Origin of the sequence: Sphingobium sp. 22B (assembly GCF_001580035.1) — a bacterium.
GTDB classification, from domain to species: domain Bacteria; phylum Pseudomonadota; class Alphaproteobacteria; order Sphingomonadales; family Sphingomonadaceae; genus Sphingobium; species Sphingobium fuliginis.
Window position 1 is genome coordinate 50849 of the sequence record NZ_LTAB01000011.1, and the last position, 16487, is coordinate 67335.

The following is a 16487-nucleotide window of genomic DNA, read 5'->3' on the forward strand; positions in this document are numbered from 1 at the left end:
TCGCCTCGACCCATGGCTAAGGCGGGGGCCGGCGCTTGGCACTTGCGACAAAGGTCGTAGTTTTCATGCCTCTGCCGGCAAAGCTATAGCGAAGGGACATCGGGGCGGTGCGTCATCAGGGCGCCATCGCCCGCCTGCCAGGGACGCCATTTTGCCATCATCCGCCGATCCTGCCCTCTCCTTGCCGCTCGCCGTCATTGTCATGGGCGTCAGCGGCTGCGGCAAGTCGACGCTGGGCGCCCTGCTGGCCGAAGCGCTGGCCTGTCCCTTTCTGGAGGGCGACAGTTTCCACTCGACCGATGCGGTGGAGAAGATGCGCGGCGGGCGGGCGCTGACCGACGAGGATCGCTGGCCCTGGCTCGACCGTCTGGGGCAAGCGGCGGCGGATGCGATAGCGGCGAACGGCGCGGCGGTCCTTGCCTGCTCGGCGCTGCGCAGAAGCTATCGCGACCGGCTGCGCGCGGCGATCGGCGCGCCTGTGCGTTTTGTCCTGCTGGAAAACAGCCGGGACCAGTTGCTGGCGCGCCTTTGCAACCGCCCCGGCCATTATATGCCCGCCAGCCTGCTGGACAGCCAGTTGGCGACGCTGGAACGGCCGCAGCCGGACGAGGGCGCGATGATCCTGACCACCGACACGCCGCCCGGCGCGCTGCGCGATCTGACGCTGGACTGGCTGCGCTGATTGGCTTCACGGCATCAGGCGGCGGCGTCCTTCCCACAAATGCCAGCGCATCGCGAGCGCGGCGCCCTCCGGGTCCTGGGCGCGGATCGCGTCGACGATCAGCTCATGCTCGCGCAACATGGTCGCGATCACCTCCGGCGGGCGGGAGCGGGAGATGTCGACGCCCGCCCGCATGATCTTCTCTACATCGCCATATAGCGCATCGAAGGTGATGACGAAGGCCGGATTGCCGGTCGCTTCCGCAATGCGGCGGTGCAGTTCCATATCCTCGGCATGGGCGGGCTCGCTGGACAGCAGGGCCTGGCTCAACAGCGCCAGCCCTTCTTCGATATGCGCCATTTCATGCCCCGTCCGCCGGGTGGCGGCGAGGCGCGCGGCCTCCGCCTCCAGCACGAAGCGCACCTCATAGCTGCCGAGCGTCGTCGGCAGTTCGCTGAGCGGCATGAAGGCCGTCAGCCGTTCCGACGGGCGGCTCTTGACGAAGGAGCCGGCGCCCCGCCGCGCCTCCGTTATGCCGTCCGACGCCAGCCGCACCAAAGCTTCCCGCACGATGGCGCGGGAGACGCCGAACATCTCCGCCAGCCGCGATTCGGAGGGCAGGCGTTCACCGACCTCCAGACCTTCCGCCTTGATGATCTCTACAATGCCGGCATAGGCATGGTCGGAAAGCCGCGCCTGTGTCATCGGGGCACCTGCCTGTCTGTCGAAGTCATGGCTGCTCCCCTTGCTAGAAGATACTGCTCGCCGCCAGCACCAGCAGCAGGCCGACGACGGCGACGACTGTCTCCATGATCGACCAGGTCTTGAAAGTGCCGGGCATGTCGGTGCCAAGATAGCTTTTCACGAGCCAGAAACCGGGATCGTTGACGTGCGAGAAGAACAGCGAACCCGCACCGATGGCAAGGACCATCCATTCGGGTTGCACGCCGGATGCGGCGACCAGCCCCTCCATGACGCCTGCCGTGGTGATCGTCGCCACCGTGGCCGAACCGGTCGCCAGGCGAATGCAGACGGACACGCCCCAGGCGAGCAGGATCGGGGAGATCGCGCCGCCCTGCGCCAGCCGCACCAGCATGTCGGAAAGCCCCGCCGTCACCAGCACCTGCTTCAGCGCGCCGCCCGCGCCGATGGCCAGGATGATGCCCCCGGCGGGCGTCATCGCCTCCGTCCAGATGGCGTTCTGGATGCTGCGGTCGGCGATGCGTCGCCCGAACAGCAGCGGCAATGCGGCAAGCACCGCCACGAGCAGCGCGACGACCGGATCGCTGATCCAGCTCAGCCAGTGGAACAGCGCCGCCATGTCCGGCGGCATCAGCGCGACCGCCTGCCCCGCCGCGATCAGCACGACCGGCAGCAGCACGGCCGCCAGTGCGCGGCCGACGGAAGGAGTCGCGACATCGACGCGCACGGGATCGAGCAGCGGCGGACTGAGCTTCACGCCGGGCGCGGTGAAGCGGGCCAGCAGCGGGCCGGCGATGATGGCGGTGGGGATGCCGACGATCAGGCCATAGACCAGCGTCAGGCCCAGATTGGCGCCCAGCGCGTTCACCGCCAGCAACGGGCCGGGGTGCGGCGGCACCAGCGCATGGACCACCGACAGGCCCGACAGGGCGGGCAGCATCAGGCGGAGCTTGGCCGTGTCGTTGTTCTGCCCATTGGGCAAGGCCGCCGCCGCCGAAGCGACGATCGGCAGCAGCAGCACCAGCCCCGTTTCGAAGAAGAGGGGCAGACCGATCACGATGGCGGTGAAAAGGCTGGCCCAGGGCGCGCCCCCAATGCCTGAAATGCGCAGCGCAGCGCGCGCGAGTCCGCCCGCGCCGTCCGACAGTTGGAGCATCGCGCCAAGGCCGAGGCCAAGCGCGACGACAAGGCCCGTGCCGCCCAGGATGGCGCCCGCGCCCTTCTCCACCGCCTTTGCGGTTTCCTCCATCGGCAGGCCCGCCAGCAGCCCCACGGTGAAGGCGCCGCAGAGCAGGCCCACGAACGGATGCAGCCGCCCCCGGATGATGAGCGTGATGGAGAGCGCGATGCCGGCAATGGCCGAGAAGATCAGCCGATAGTCCGCCGGGCTCATGCGGCGCCTGCTCCTGCGCCGACGCGGGCGACCGGCGGATGAGGAGCCACCGCCGCCATAACTGATGTTAACGCCATCCTCTCCCCTCTCTTCTATATGGTGATCGGGCCATGCGGAGATCAGCCGCTGCTGAAACCTGTTAGACAGGTCATAGCCATGATTTCAGCGCAAAACCACAGATATGGGGTCGTATATCGCATTTTTCGCTTGAAGCTGTCTGACCGATTCCGGTATGTTAGCGTTATCGAATCCGACATGGCAGTGCGCGAACCGCGCTGCCGCGGCAAGCCTGGCGGAATAGGCCGGGTAGAATAGCGCCGGGCAGGACAGCGCCCGGCAAAACAGGGAGAGAGAGGATGCACATCGCGCTGGATCTGCATGACAGCCTCGGTCATCAGGATCAGAGGCCCCAGGGCATCAGGACGGCCGAACCGCCCCAGCTCACCCCCACCCAGATGAAGGTTCTGCGCTGCGTTCATTCGGGCCTGCTGAACAAGCAGATCGCCTATGAACTGGGCATGGCCGAAGCCACGGTGAAGGTTCATATGACGGCGCTGATGCGGAAGCTGAACGTCCGCAACCGCACCCAGGCGGCCATCGTCGCGCGCAATCTGGGCTGGCTGCGCCCCGCGCTTGGCCGCGCCGCCGACTGACCCCTCATTCATCCTCCAGAAAAAAGGGAGCTTCGCGTGGCGACCACTTCCCGTCGTGAAATCCTGGGCGGCCTTGGCGCCGGAATGGTTCTGGCCGGCATGGCAACGCGCGCCGGCGCGGCGCCGGCGCGCAAGATCGGCTATGCCATTGTCGGGCTGGGTTCCTACGCCACGCGCCAGATCATGCCGAACTTCGCGGGTTGCGAGCATGCGAGACTGGTCGCCCTCGTCAGCGGCACGCCGGCCAAGCTGGACCAATATGGCGCGCAATATGGCATAGCGGCGACCCACCGCTACAGCTATGCCGATTTCGATCGCATCCGGGACAATCCGGACATCGACGTCGTCTATGTGGTGCTACCCAACAGCATGCATGCCGAATATAGCATCCGCGCGGCGCAGGCGGGCAAGCATGTGATGTGTGAAAAGCCCATGGCCGTGTCCGTCGCGGAGTGCGAGGCGATGATCGCCGCCTGCCGCAAGGCGGGGACGAAGCTGATGATCGGCTATCGTTCGCGGTTCGAACCCTATAACCGGCTTGCCATCGAACTGGCGCGCGGCGGCCATGTCGGCCCCACCCGCCTCATCACCGCCGAACATGGCTTCCCGGCCCGGCCGGACCAGTGGCGGCTCGACCGGCCGTTGTCGGGCGGCGGATCGATGATGGACATCGGCATCTACAGCCTGAACGCAGCCCGTTACCTGACCGGGGAAGAGCCGGTTTCAGTCAGCGCCGTCGAGACCACGGACAAATCCGATCCCCGCTTCAAGACGGTGGAGGACCGCATCGGCTTCCTGCTGCGCTTTCCATCCGGCATCGTCGCCAACTGCATCTCCAGCTATAGTTCCTCCCATAATGGCTATCGCGTCATCGGCACGCAGGGCTGGATCGACATGGAACCGGCGACCCCCTATCAGGGGCAGAGCATGTCGATCCGCAAGGACGGCGTCACGACCCCGCGCACGCTCCCGCCCACGGCCAAGAACCAGTTTGCGGGGCAGCTCGATCATATGGCCGAATGCATCGTCAACGGCACGACCCCCATCGTGCCGGGCGAGGAAGGCCTTGCCGACATGCGCGTGATCGAAGCGATCTACCGTTCGGCGGCCGAGCGGCGAGAGGTCGCCATAAGGGCATGACGTCGCGCCGGATGTTCCTGGCCGGTCTGGCGAGCCTGCCGGTCGGCGCGCGGCTGGGCGCGGCGGTGGCCGCCCCCATCGGCGCGATCCGGCGGCTCGACCCCGAACTGGACCGGATCGTTGCGCCATCCGCGTCCGTGACCGTCCTCGCCAGGGGCTATAAATGGGCCGAGGGTCCGGTCTGGGCGCCGCGGGACAATTGCCTGCTGTTCAACGATCCGCCGTCCAATATCCTGTATCGCTGGCGGCCGAAGGATGGGGCGCGTCCGTTCCTGTCGCCTTCCGGCCTGCAAGGCCCCGTGCCGCCCGGCATCAGGGAGCCGGGCCTCAACGGTCTGGCGATCGATTCCTCCGGCGCGCTGATCGCCGCGGACAGCGGCACGCGCGCCATCGTGCGAATCGACCTGCGCACGCGCGCCCGGACCATTTTGGCCGACCGGTTCCAGGGCAAGCGGTTCAACAGCCCCAATGATCTGTGCGTCGCGCCGTCGGGCATGATCTATTTCACCGACCCGCCCTATGGTCTGACGGATGGCGATAGGTCTGCGTTGCGGGAACTGGAGCATTGCGGCCTCTATGCGCTGGGTCCGGACGGAGCGCTGTCGCTGCTGGACGGCAGTCACCGCCGCCCCAATGGCGTTGCGGTATCGCCGGACGGCAGGACGCTCTATCTTGCGCTGTCCGATGAGCAGCAGCCGGAGGTTCTGGCCTATTCGCTCGATGAACGCGGCTTTCCGACGGGTCGGCGCCTGTTCCACGACATGCGCGCGGAACAGGAGAAGGGCCTGCCCGGCCTGCCGGACGGCATCAAGGTTTCACGCAATGGGCATGTCTTCGCCACAGGTCCGGGGGGCGTCCACATACTCGCCCCGGACGGCAGGGCGCTGGGGCTGGTCGGGACGGGCAAGTCGGTGGCGAACTGCGCGCTGGACGCCGCCGGGCGACGCCTTTTCCTCACATCCTCCGATATGCTGGCGGTCGTGCCGGTTCGGCCGGTCTAGAGCCAATCGACATTCAGCTCTGACGGCCTGCAAATGACGCTTTTCCGTGCTTCCGGTGCTCACCTACTTTGAGTAGGCTGCGCTCCGGGTCACGGAAAACCACCATTTTCGGCTCGTCATCNCGTGCTTCCGGTGCTCACCTACTTTGAGTAGGCTGCGCTCCGGGTCACGGAAAACCACCATTTTCGGCTCGTCATCTTCTGAATGTCGATTGGCTCTAGCGGCGGCTCACGACAGGGAGATCAGGCCGCGGCCCCCAGCCGACCCAATTCCCCCTCCGCCCGCGCGCGCCTTCCATAGACTATCTCGAACAGCGGCCCCGCCATCATCGTGGTGACGATCGCCATCAGCACCAGCATCGAGAACAGGGCGGGTTCGATAATGCCCTTCTGAATGCCGATATTGATGATGATGAGTTCCATCAGTCCGCGCGAGTTCATCAGCGCGCCGATTCCCAGCGCGGTTCGATTATCCTCGCCCGACAGGCGCGCCGCCGCATAGCAGGCGCCGAACTTGGCAAGGATGGAGGCGACCAATATGCCGAGCGCAATGAGCAGGAAGGAAAGCGAATTCACCATGTCGAGGCGCGTGTTCAACCCGGAATAGGTGAAGAACATCGGCAGCAAGATGACGACGGCCAGCGGTTCGACCTTCTTCCTCAGTTCCTCCACGAACAAACCGCGCGGCATGAATACGCCCAGGATGAAGCCGCCGAATATGCCGTGAATGCCGATCGCGTCCATGATGAAGGCGGACAGACAGAACAGCGCCAGCGTGATCGCCAGCACGGTCATGCTCATTTCGCCCTGCGCCTCTACCGCGCGCCCCAGCGGCGCGAGCAGGCGCCGACCGAACAGCAGCAGGAAACCGACATAGAGGAAGGCGCCGACGATCGCCAGAACGGCGACGCCGCTGCCGCCGCCGAACAGGGCGAGCACCACGGCCAGCACGCACCAGGATGCGGCGTCGTCGAACGCCCCGGCCGTCAGCGAAAGGGTTCCGAGCGGGCTGTCGGCAAGGCCGCGTTCGTTGATGATCCGCGCCAGCATCGGAAAGGCGGTCAGGGCAATGCATGCGCCCATGAATAGCGTCGCGCTGCCCTGACCTATGCCCTCCGCGAAAAGGCCGGGAACGGTGACAAGCCAGGGCGTGATCAGGATCGCGATGACGAAAGGCGCGAACAGCCCCGCGCCCGACACCATCGCCGCGTTCCGGGCCTTCGACTGGAAATGATCCAGGCGCAGCGTCAGGCCGACGAGGAACATGTAAAGCGCCACGCCGAACTGCGCGCCGGCGTAAAGCACATTGTTGGTTTCCCTGGGAAAGATCATCGCCTGCAGGTCGGGCGCGATGACGCCGAACAGCGAGGGCCCCAGGATCACGCCGGCGATCATTTCCCCGACCACCTGGGGCTGCGCCAGGAATTTGCGGCAGAACCAGCCCACCCCCCGGCAGGCGAGGACGATGAGCGCGAGTTGCAGGAAGAAATGGATGCTGTAGTCGCCGGGAGCGAAACTCAGCAGCTTCGCGCTGACCGGCGGCCCGTGGGGCGCCAATATGTTCGTCAGCGACGGAAAAATATCCCCAGCCATCCCACCCTCTCGCCTCTTATCTTGGGAGCGCTACCACATAATCCCGGTGGAAGAAAGGGATTGCGCGCTTGACGGCCCGGCGCAAGCGGCCCGATGCCGCGGAAGAAGAGGGAGGAGAGGCATGGGGCAAGGCGGGGGAAGGGGAAAACCGCCGCTGCCCTGGCCCAGGCAAAGCTCTGGACGCAAACCTCTCCCCAGTTCATCGCCATGCTGCCGGTGTCGCTTCGACCCCGACAGCATGGTCTTCATTCAGACGTTGACCTGGTCATGAGCGGAAGACCGGTTCCCCGATTTCCCGCACCATGTCCTAGAAACGGAAACGAACGCCTGCCCGATACATGCGCCCGACGACATCGTAGAGCGCAGGATTGACGAAGAATGGCGACTTGGCCGGATCGCGATCGAACAGGTTGTCGACCTTGAAATAGGCGGTCACCTGCGGCGTGACATTATAGGTGCCGCCAATGTCCATGTAGAAGGCGCCGGGCATGAAATTCTGGTCGATGGTCGGATGATTGTTGGTGGACGCAGGGCAGGTGCCCGGCTGGCAAACCACATATTGGTGGCCCAGCACGCCGTCGCTGAACCAGCGCTCCTGGATCATGAACGAGAATTTCTCATTCTCGTAGCTCTGGATCGCCAGGAACTTCCAGTCGGGCGTGTTGCCGGTATTGACGCCCGCGCTGTCGACCGGGATCGTGCCGATCAGGCCGGAGTCCGTCACGAACTTGCTGACATGCGTCGCAAGGCCGCGCAGGGTCAGGGTGCCCGGCAGGCCCAGAGGCTGCCGCCACTGGTAGCTCGCCTCTATGTCGAACCCGCTGGTATCGATCGACGCCAGGTTGAACGCCTGCACATTGATGAAGTTCGGCCCCTGCTGGTTGTTCAGGTTGAACGCGCTGCAGGTTTCGGGACGGACATTCTGGAAGCAAAGGTTGACGATGTCGCCCGCGCCCAGGCTGGAGATGACGTCCTTGATCTTGATCTTGTAATAATCGAACGAAACGCTGAGGCCCGGCAGCCAGGACGCGCCGGAAAAGGCGATGCCCGCCGTCGTGTTGCGCGCCGTTTCCGGACGCAGGTTCGGGTTGCCGATGCTGTTCTGGATCGCGAGCACATTGACGCCCCGGAACGGGTCGAAGAAATTGGGCAATGTCGTGGTGACCGGGGCGGCGAACAGTTCCGACAGGTTGGGCGCGCGGACGTCCTTGGACGTTACGCCGCGCAGGCGGAATCCTTCGATCGGGAGGTTCCATGTGCCGCCGACCTTCCATGCCCAGATGGTGCCGGACGTGCTGTAGTCGGTCACGCGCACCGCGCCGTTGATGTTGGCGCGACCGAGCGCGTCGCTGTTGAGGACCGGCAGATCGGCCTCGAAAAAGGCTTCCTTCACGCCATAGGCGCCGCCGCCGCTCTTGTAATTGCCGGCGTACCAGTTGTTGCCGCCGGGCAGCAGCGTGGGATCGAACGGATAATCGGGTTCGCTCGGCTGGAAATTGGTGCCGACGCCATAGGGATCGGCCTTCACGCGATAGAATTCGTGGCGATATTCGCCGCCGAAGGCGATCGACAGCGGCCCGGCCCACAGTTCCACCGGCGAACCGGAGATGTTGATGCTGACCACGTCCTGCGTCTGGCGGGTCCGCTGGCGGGGTCCGTTCTCCGGCATGATATAGGCGAGCGCAGCCGCCGACGGGTTGCCGCCGAAGATGTTGAGCGGCTGGCATCCGTTCGCCCGCGCCGCGGCGCTGGCGCACACCACCGCGCCGTTCAGCGTGGTTGCGTTGATCGCGTCGTTGAAGCGGTTGGTGAGCAGGATGTTCGACACATCGATGTCGGTATAGTTCGTGCCGCGCTCATAATAATTGTCGTACGACCATTCGGTGCCCAGGAAGTCGAACTGACCCTTGGCGCCGATCACCGCGCGATACTGGCGGCGGTCGGTGTTGACCTGCGTGTTGCCCAGCGCGGCGTTGCTGGTGCCATAGCCGAAGCTGGTGATGCCCGCCGTCGCGCAGGCCGCCTTGATCGACGCCGGCACGAACGGATTGGCGCACTGGATCGTCAGGCCCGGCTTGTTCATGCCGCCCACAGGCTGGTTCTGCGTCTTCACCTGGCCGAAGTTGAAGGTGAAGTAGAGTTCGTCATTGTCGGCAAAGTCGAAGCCGAGGCGTGCATAAGTGTTGATGCGTTCGATGGACGACTGGAGCGAACGGCCCGCATCGACATTGCCCGACAGGTCTCCGCCAAGGCAGAAGCCGGGAAAGCAGCCGCGCACATTGGTCGTGCCGTCACGCGCGGGGACGCCGTTCGATCCATAGTTGAACTGGAACGGGTTGCCGTTCTGGTCGAACGCCGTGCCCTGCAGCGGGCCGGAGGTGATGAGGCCATATTTTGTGTAGTTATAGGCCTGCGCATAATCGCGCAGCACATAGCGCGGCGATCCGTCATTGATGACGCCACGGTCGATCAGGCTGGTCTGCTTGAACCAGTCGCGGCCGCCGGCCAGGCCGATGCCCCAGTCGCCGCCGCCCACGCCGTCTTCATTGGCATATTCGCCGCTGACGACCAGATGCGCGCGATCGTCCAGGAAGCTGGTGCCGGCCGCAAGCTGGACGAGCACCTGTTCATTGTCGTCATATTTGCTGATGCCGCCCTGGATATTGCCCTTCAGCCCCTTGAAGCGGGTGTCGGTGATGAAGTTGACGACGCCGCCCACGGCGTCCGATCCGTAGGAGGCCGACGCACCGCCATTCACCACGTCGACGCGCTGGATCAGCAATTGCGGGAACAGGCTGACGTCGGGAACGCCGGTCACGTTCGCGCCGACAACCCGCTGGCCATCGATCAGCGTCAGGGTACGGATCGCGCCCACGCCGCGCAGCGAGAAGGAACTGAGGCCCTGCTGGCCGCTTGAGGTGCTGAAGGTGTTGACCGTGGTGCCGCTTGAGCCCTGAAGCGACGGCAACTGGGCAATGGTGGTGAAGATGTTGGGCTGCGCATTGGCCTGGATCGACGTTTCATCGATCACGGTCGTGGGCGTCGGCGCGGTATAGCCGCTGGCCTTGATGCGCGATCCGGTGACCACGATGTCCGAAGTGCTGGCGCGCTCTTCCCCATTCTGGGGCGCCGAAGCCTGGCTCGCCGCCTGTGCGAAAGCAGGCGCATGGACAAGGCCGATGCCGAGCGCGACCATGCTTGCCATGGCGCAACCCGCGCGCATCAAACGGCGTTGAAACTGGAAATCCGACATCCTGCTCTCCCCAATAAAATGATGCTTTGCATCTGAATGCGGGGCTGTCGCCCCGGCCGCGCGCCTTCACCGTCAACGATAACAAGGAATCGACTGATTTTTAGTTAGCGCTAACAATGCCTATTGATTGGAGGAGGATTATTGTCAATACTCATACAAGATTATCGGGAGGGGATGTTGCTTTCGAACCACAAATGCCGCCGCCATGCCAAGTCCGTGGAGGACGGCGGCCCGGCTCCCATCGCCCGAAAGCCCAGGCGATTTCGCGGCTCGCGCTGGAGCAGGCCGCCATGTTGACGCTGGTCGGCAAGTTCCGCTGGACGATCATCGGCCTGTTTGTGGGCGCGATGGTCATCAATTATCTGTCGCGTTCCGTGCTGGGCGTTGCCGCGCCCGTGATCCTTGCCGAACAGAAGATCAGCAACGTCGAATATGGCTGGATAACCGGCGCCTTCCAACTGGGCGTGATGCTCCAGCCGGCGGCCGGCTATTTCCTCGACAGCGTAGGGCTGCGCATTGGCTTCGCCATATGCGTCGCGGTCTGGTCGCTGGTCACCATGGCGCATGGCCTTGTGAATGGCTGGTTCGGATTCGCCGCGCTGCGCGGGCTGCTCGGCCTGGCGGAAGGATCGGCCCAGCCCGCCGGCCAGAAGCTGGTGGCGGAATGGTTCCCCTCCAGGGAACGCGGCATCGCCGGCGGCATCTACAATATCGGCGCTTCCTTCGGCGCGGTCTTCGCCCCGCCGCTCGTCGCCTGGGCCGTCATGGTGCATAGCTGGCGGCTGGCCTTCGTCGTGGCGGGGGGCATAGGCCTCATCTGGTCGGTCCTCTGGTTCCTCCATTACAACAGCCCGATGAGGCACCGGCGGCTGAGTCAGGCGGAGCGCGACCATATCCTGAACAACCAGGAACAGCGCCTGGCCGCTCGCGCCGAAAAACCCGCTGTGCTCGCCCTTGCGCGGCGGCGCGACCTTTGGGGCATAGCGCTTCCCCGCCTGCTGGCCGATCCGGTCTGGGGCATGCTGTCCTTCTGGATGCCCCTCTACCTCGCGCGCGTGCGCGGCTTCGATCTTGGGCAAATCGCGCTGTTCGCCTGGCTGCCCTTCCTGGCCGCCGACCTTGGATGCCTGTTCGGCCCGGCCGTCGTCGCCTTCCTCCAGCGCAGGGGGATCGACCTTGTCGATGCGCGGCGCTGGGCCTTCACGCTTGGCGCCCTGTTGATGACCGGCATGGCCTTTGTCGGCTTTGCCACCAATCCCTATGCGGCGATCGCCCTGCTCTGCCTTGGCGGCTTCGCCCATCAGACCCTGTCGGTGACGGTCATCACCATGGCGTCCGACCTGTTCGCCAGGAATGAGGTGGCGACCGCCGCCGGCATGGCGGGCCTGGCCGGGAATCTGGGGGTGCTGGTCTTTTCCCTTTCCCTTGGGCAGATGGTCGACCGGGTCGGCTATGAGCCCTTTTTCATCCTGCTCGGCGTGCTCGACCTGGTCGGCGCCGCCATTTTGTGGACGCTGGTGCGCAAGCCTCGATGACAAACATTTCCAACCCCATTTTGCGGGGCTTCAATCCTGATCCGTCGATCGTGCGCGTGGGCGACGATTTCTACATCGCGACATCCACCTTCGAATGGTATCCGGGCGTGCAGATCCACCACAGCCGCGACCTGGTGAACTGGCGGCTCGTCGCCCGCCCGCTCGACCGCGCGGGGCAGCTCGACATGCGTGGCGATCCCGACGGCTGCGGCGTGTGGGCCCCGGACCTCAGCCATGCGGACGGCCGCTTCTGGCTGGTCTTCACGGACGTCAAGCGTTACGGCGCCACTACCGTCCAGGGGGCGAAGGGCATGTCGTTGCGCGACTTCCCCAATTATGTCGTCACCTGCGAAACGGTCGACGGCATATGGTCGGACGCGGTGCACCTCAACAGCAGCGGTTTCGACCCGGCGCTATTCCATGACGATGACGGGCGCAGCTGGATGCTCAACATGCTGTGGGACCACCGGCCCGGCCATGGCCGGTTCGCCGGCATACAGGCGCAGGAACTGGACCGCGCGACGCTGAAGCTGGTCGGCGAACCGACGCTGATCTTCAGGGGCACGGAGCGCGGCTTTACCGAAGGGCCGCATCTCTACAAGCGTGGCGGCTTCTATCATCTGCTGGTCGCCGAAGGGGGCACGGGCTGGGATCATGCCGTCGTCATGGCGCGCGCGCCCGACCTGCTCGGCCCCTATGAAGTGCATCCGGATGGAGCCATATTGACCAGCGCGGGCCGCAAGGACGTGCCCATCGCCCGCGCCGGCCACGGCGATCTGGTGGAACTGGCGGATGGCAGCACCTGGCTGGCCTATCTGTGCGGCCGTCCGCTGCCGGGGCGCGAACGCTGCATCATGGGCCGCGAAACCGCGATACAACCGATGCTGTGGGGCGAGGATGGCTGGCTGCGCACCGTCAACGGGGACGCGCGGCCCGACAGGACGCCGCCTGCGCCGGACCTGCCGCCCGCCCCATGGGACATCGAACGCTGGGACGGGCGCTTCGACCTTCCCCAACTGCCGCGGGACCTGCAATGGCTGCGCAGCCCCGCCCCGGAACGGCTGTTCAGCCTGACGGCCCGGCCCGGCTTCCTGCGTCTTTACGGGCGTGAAACGGTCGGCAGCCTGTTCGAGCAGGCGCTGGTGGCGCGGCGGCAGACCGCCTTCCGCTTCACCGCGACGACCTCGCTCTCCTTCGAGCCCCGCAGCTTCCAGCAGGCGGCGGGCCTTATCTATTATTATAACAGCACCAAATTCTATTATCTGTGCGTCAGCGCCGAGGAAGGCCGGCGGCAGCTCCAGATCCTCTCCGCTTCGCCCGAAAATCCGGAGGGCAACAGATTCGACATCGTCGCCGACCGGCTGCCCGACGGCGCGATCGATCTGCGCGCCGCCGTGGATGGCGACCGGCTGCGCTTCGCCTGGCGGGCCGATGGGGAGGACTGGCATATCCTTCCGGATGTCCACGACGCAAGCATCCTGTCGGACGAAGTCACCCACCCCGGCCTGCCCAACTTCACCGGCGCCTTCATCGGCATGGCCTGCCAGGACTTGTCGGGCCAGGCCCATCCGGCGGATTTCGCCAGCTTCGTCTATGTGGAGGAAGAGTTCGGCGCTCCGGTGGACTGACGCTGCACGATCCGATGCTCCAGAATCCTCTCGCGGGGAACGCGGGAACGGCGGGCGCCCGCCGCGATCTGAGCCACCAGCAGGTTAAGGGCCTCCGCCGCCAGATCCCGCACCGGCTGGTGCACGGTCGTCAGCGGCGGCCACAGCGTCTGGGCGGCTGTGGTATCGTCAAACCCCACGACGGTCAGTTCCGCCGGAACGTCCAGATGGCGCCGGTGCGCCACGGACACGACGGCCGCCGCCATGTCGTCATTGCTCGCGAAGATCGCCGTGGGCGGACTGGCCGCGCCCAGCAACTGCTCGGCAGCGGCGAGGCCGGACATATAGGTGAAATCGCCCTGCGCGACCTGCACCTCCACCCCGCCCCGTTCCCGGACGGCGGCGTAGAAGCCAGCCATGCGTTCGGCGCTTGCCGCCTGATCGGGATTGCCAAGGATGAACCCCAGTCGGCGATGCCCCATGTCCAGCAGCAACCCGGTCATTTGATAGGCCGCGGCCCGATCGTCGATCCGCACGCAAATCGTATCGGGGGATTGATATGCGCCCACCGCCGCCATGACGCAGCCCCTGGCCCGCAGGACGCGAAGCACATCCGGCGCTTCGCCCAGCGGCGGAGCGAGCAGCACGCCGCTGATCCCCGATTCGATCCAGTCTTCCAGCGCGGCGGCGGACGGAGCGCGCCCCCCCTCCCCCTTCAGCAGCACGAGCCGCGCGCTGCAGGCCGACGCTTCCTCGAACACCCCTGTCAGAAATTCGCTCATGAACGCGGCGCTGGGATTGGAATAGATCACGCCGATGCGCAGTTCGCTGGACGTCACCAGGCTGCGGGCCGCGACGTTCGGCGTGTAAGCCAACGCCTTGATCGCCTCCTCCACCACCGCGCGCGCCTGAGCGCTCACGCCTGCGCGCCCATTGATGACGCGCGACACCGTCATGGACGACACGCCCGCCCGCGCCGCCACATCGACGATCGTCGCCCCGCGCGCCGGACGCTCCGGTTTCGCCATGCCCACCCCATGTCTTCGACAAACCCAAAACTGTGATCTAAGCCAAGGATCACCTGCGGCAAAGGGGCAAAGAGGACATGGATCGGCGGAGATGCTGGAGCCCGGCGAGAGGCGTTCGCCGGGTCATCCCCCGGCGGGCGACGGCGCATAAAATATTTGTGTGAGTTATTGACCAGCCCTCTGGATCGTATAGGATTTTAGCGCCGGTCGATCAGCAGGACACCGGCCTCATAATCGACAAGGGGATGCTGGATGACCGAGCGGGCCATGCTTTTCGATCGACGTCAGGCGCTGTTGGCGTCGTCCCTGGGCAGCGCGGCGGCGCTGCTGGGTGGCGAAGCAGCGGCCGCTCCGCGCTCGACCGCCATTTCGGGCGGTGCGGGAACCTGCACCACGCCGCGCAGCGCCATTGCGAGGACGCGCTATGGCCCGGTGCGCGGTTATGTCGCCGGAGACGTCTTCACCTTCAAGGGCATACCCTATGGCGACGATACGGGGGGAGAGAACCGCTGGCTTCCCGCCAGGCCCCCCAAGCCCTGGGCCGATCCCTATCCCGCGCTCGCCTATGGGGCGAACTGCCCGCAGACGCTGCACAGCTTCCGCGCGAAGGAACATACCTTCCTCCAGCAATGGACCGACGGCTTCCTTGGCGAGGACATGCTGAAGCTCAACATCTGGACGCCCTCGCTGTCGGGCAATCGCCCCGTCATGATCTATTTCCACGGCGGCGGCTTCGCCTTCGGCTCCTCCTACGAACTCGCCTCTCACGACGGCGCGCAGATGGCGCGGCATCATGATGTGGTGCAGGTGTCGATCAACCACCGCCTCAACGTGCTGGGCTTTCTGGACCTGACCGAGGTGGGCGGCGCGCCCTATGAGGAATCGGTCAATGTCAGCATGACCGACTGCATCGCGGCGCTACGCTGGGTGCAGGAAAATATCGCGGCCTTCGGCGGCAATCCCGACCGGATCATGATCTATGGCCAGTCGGGCGGCGCATCCAAGGTGACGACGCTGATGGGCATGCCGTCGGGCAAGGGTCTCATCCATCGCGCGGCGGCGCAATCGGGCGGCGGCGGCAATATTCCGACGCTGGAGCAATCGCGCGATTTCTCGCGCCGGGTCGTCAAGGAACTGGGTATCGGCGCGCGGGACATCGGCGCGCTGCAAAGGATGGACTGGGCGACGCTTTTCGCCGCGGGCAACAAGGTGGCCGAGCAGGTCAACGGCCCGCGCGGGGTGGGCGGCCCCTCCACCACCCCACGCGTGGGCTGGAATCCGACAATGGACGGCCGGGTCATCACGGTGCGGTCCTTCTTCGACGTGGCGCCCGATGTTTCCCGCGACGTGCCGATGCTGATCGGCAACACCAGCGAAGAGGGAATGCGGTTCGGCCAGAATCCCGGCGAGGCGGAATGGCGCGCCGAACTCAGCCAACGCTATGGCGCACGGAAGGCGGACGCGCTTATCGCCCAGATGAAGCGGGACCACCCCGAAAAGGCGATCCGCACCCTCTCCTACGGCGTGGACTCCCTGGGCTACCGCAATCGCATCCAGACCATGGTTGGCCTGCGCGACAAGCAGCCGGGCGCCGCGCCGATGTACCAATATCTCTTCCAGTGGCAGTCGCCCCAGCTGGACGGAGTCGCTGGCGCATGGCACACCGCCGACCTTGCCTTCGTGTTCGACAATACAGCGCTGTGCGATCAGGGCACCGGCAATACGCCCGAAGCGCGGAAGCTGGCCCGCACCATGGCGACGGCCTGGGCCAATTTCGCCCGCACCGGCAATCCCAGCCAGCCGGGGCTGAACTGGACGCCGACCGACGCGACGCGGTGCGCGACCATGGTCTTCGACAATCAATGCCGCATGGTCGACGATCCGCAGGGCGCGGCGCGCCGTATCATCCTGAGCTGAACATC

Annotated in this window: 12 protein-coding genes; 7 read left to right on the top strand and 5 right to left on the bottom strand. The window is 65.5% G+C overall.

All coding sequences use genetic code 11. The annotated features are described in order from the left end of the window. Positions 1–151 precede the first annotated feature (151 nt). A complete protein-coding gene (locus A0J57_RS11855; RefSeq protein ID WP_061935900.1) occupies positions 152–682 on the top strand; it encodes a gluconokinase in 531 nt (176 codons plus the stop codon). A gap of 6 nt (positions 683–688) precedes the next feature. Here A0J57_RS11855 and A0J57_RS11860 read toward each other — a convergent pair whose 3' ends face one another. Together A0J57_RS11860 and A0J57_RS11865 are read right to left on the bottom strand one after the other, a co-directional pair. Continuing rightward, positions 689–1366 carry a FadR/GntR family transcriptional regulator gene (locus A0J57_RS11860; RefSeq protein WP_044661134.1) on the bottom strand — a complete coding sequence of 226 codons (678 nt, stop codon included), beginning with the start codon at positions 1364–1366 and terminating at the stop codon, positions 689–691. Positions 1367–1409: 43 nt separating this feature from the next. Further along, complete coding sequence (locus A0J57_RS11865) at positions 1410–2756, bottom strand: gluconate:H+ symporter (RefSeq protein WP_061935903.1); 1347 nt, start codon at positions 2754–2756, stop codon at positions 1410–1412. 356 nt (positions 2757–3112) lie between these two features. Between A0J57_RS11865 and A0J57_RS11870 the strand changes: the two genes are divergently transcribed. The 3 genes from A0J57_RS11870 (at position 3113) to A0J57_RS11880 (ending at position 5550) form a co-directional block, all read left to right on the top strand. Further along, positions 3113–3409 carry a response regulator transcription factor gene (locus tag A0J57_RS11870; RefSeq protein ID WP_025549227.1) on the top strand — a complete coding sequence of 99 codons (297 nt, stop codon included), beginning with the start codon at positions 3113–3115 and terminating at the stop codon, positions 3407–3409. Positions 3410–3493: 84 nt separating this feature from the next. Further along, complete coding sequence (locus A0J57_RS11875) at positions 3494–4549, top strand: Gfo/Idh/MocA family protein (protein ID WP_061936182.1); 1056 nt, start codon at positions 3494–3496, stop codon at positions 4547–4549. After that, a complete protein-coding gene (locus A0J57_RS11880) occupies positions 4546–5550 on the top strand; it encodes an SMP-30/gluconolactonase/LRE family protein (RefSeq protein ID WP_061935906.1) in 1005 nt (334 codons plus the stop codon). The genes A0J57_RS11875 and A0J57_RS11880 overlap by 4 nt, the downstream gene beginning before the upstream one ends. A 242-nt stretch (positions 5551–5792) precedes the next feature. Here A0J57_RS11880 and A0J57_RS11885 read toward each other — a convergent pair whose 3' ends face one another. Together A0J57_RS11885 and A0J57_RS11890 are read right to left on the bottom strand one after the other, a co-directional pair. Continuing rightward, entirely contained in the window at positions 5793–7142 is a 1350-nt protein-coding gene (locus tag A0J57_RS11885) for a cation:proton antiporter (protein WP_061935908.1), read from the bottom strand. 307 nt (positions 7143–7449) lie between these two features. Next, complete coding sequence (locus A0J57_RS11890) at positions 7450–10347, bottom strand: TonB-dependent siderophore receptor (protein ID WP_235600854.1); 2898 nt, start codon at positions 10345–10347, stop codon at positions 7450–7452. 338 nt (positions 10348–10685) lie between these two features. Between A0J57_RS11890 and A0J57_RS11895 the strand changes: the two genes are divergently transcribed. Together A0J57_RS11895 and A0J57_RS11900 are read left to right on the top strand one after the other, a co-directional pair. Continuing rightward, entirely contained in the window at positions 10686–11930 is a 1245-nt protein-coding gene (locus A0J57_RS11895) for an MFS transporter (protein WP_061936185.1), read from the top strand. Then, positions 11927–13558: a glycoside hydrolase family 43 protein gene (locus tag A0J57_RS11900; RefSeq protein WP_061935911.1), complete on the top strand. Its 1632-nt coding sequence runs from the start codon at positions 11927–11929 to the stop codon at positions 13556–13558. The genes A0J57_RS11895 and A0J57_RS11900 overlap by 4 nt, the downstream gene beginning before the upstream one ends. Here the strand turns inward: A0J57_RS11900 and A0J57_RS11905 are convergent. Beyond that, complete coding sequence (locus A0J57_RS11905; protein WP_061935914.1) at positions 13522–14565, bottom strand: LacI family DNA-binding transcriptional regulator; 1044 nt, start codon at positions 14563–14565, stop codon at positions 13522–13524. The two genes, A0J57_RS11900 and A0J57_RS11905, sit on opposite strands and share 37 nt — an antisense overlap. A gap of 252 nt (positions 14566–14817) precedes the next feature. On the opposite strand from A0J57_RS11905, the gene A0J57_RS11910 reads away from it, so the two are divergent. Continuing rightward, positions 14818–16482: a carboxylesterase/lipase family protein gene (locus A0J57_RS11910; protein WP_061935917.1), complete on the top strand. Its 1665-nt coding sequence runs from the start codon at positions 14818–14820 to the stop codon at positions 16480–16482. The last annotated feature ends 5 nt before the right edge of the window (positions 16483–16487 follow it).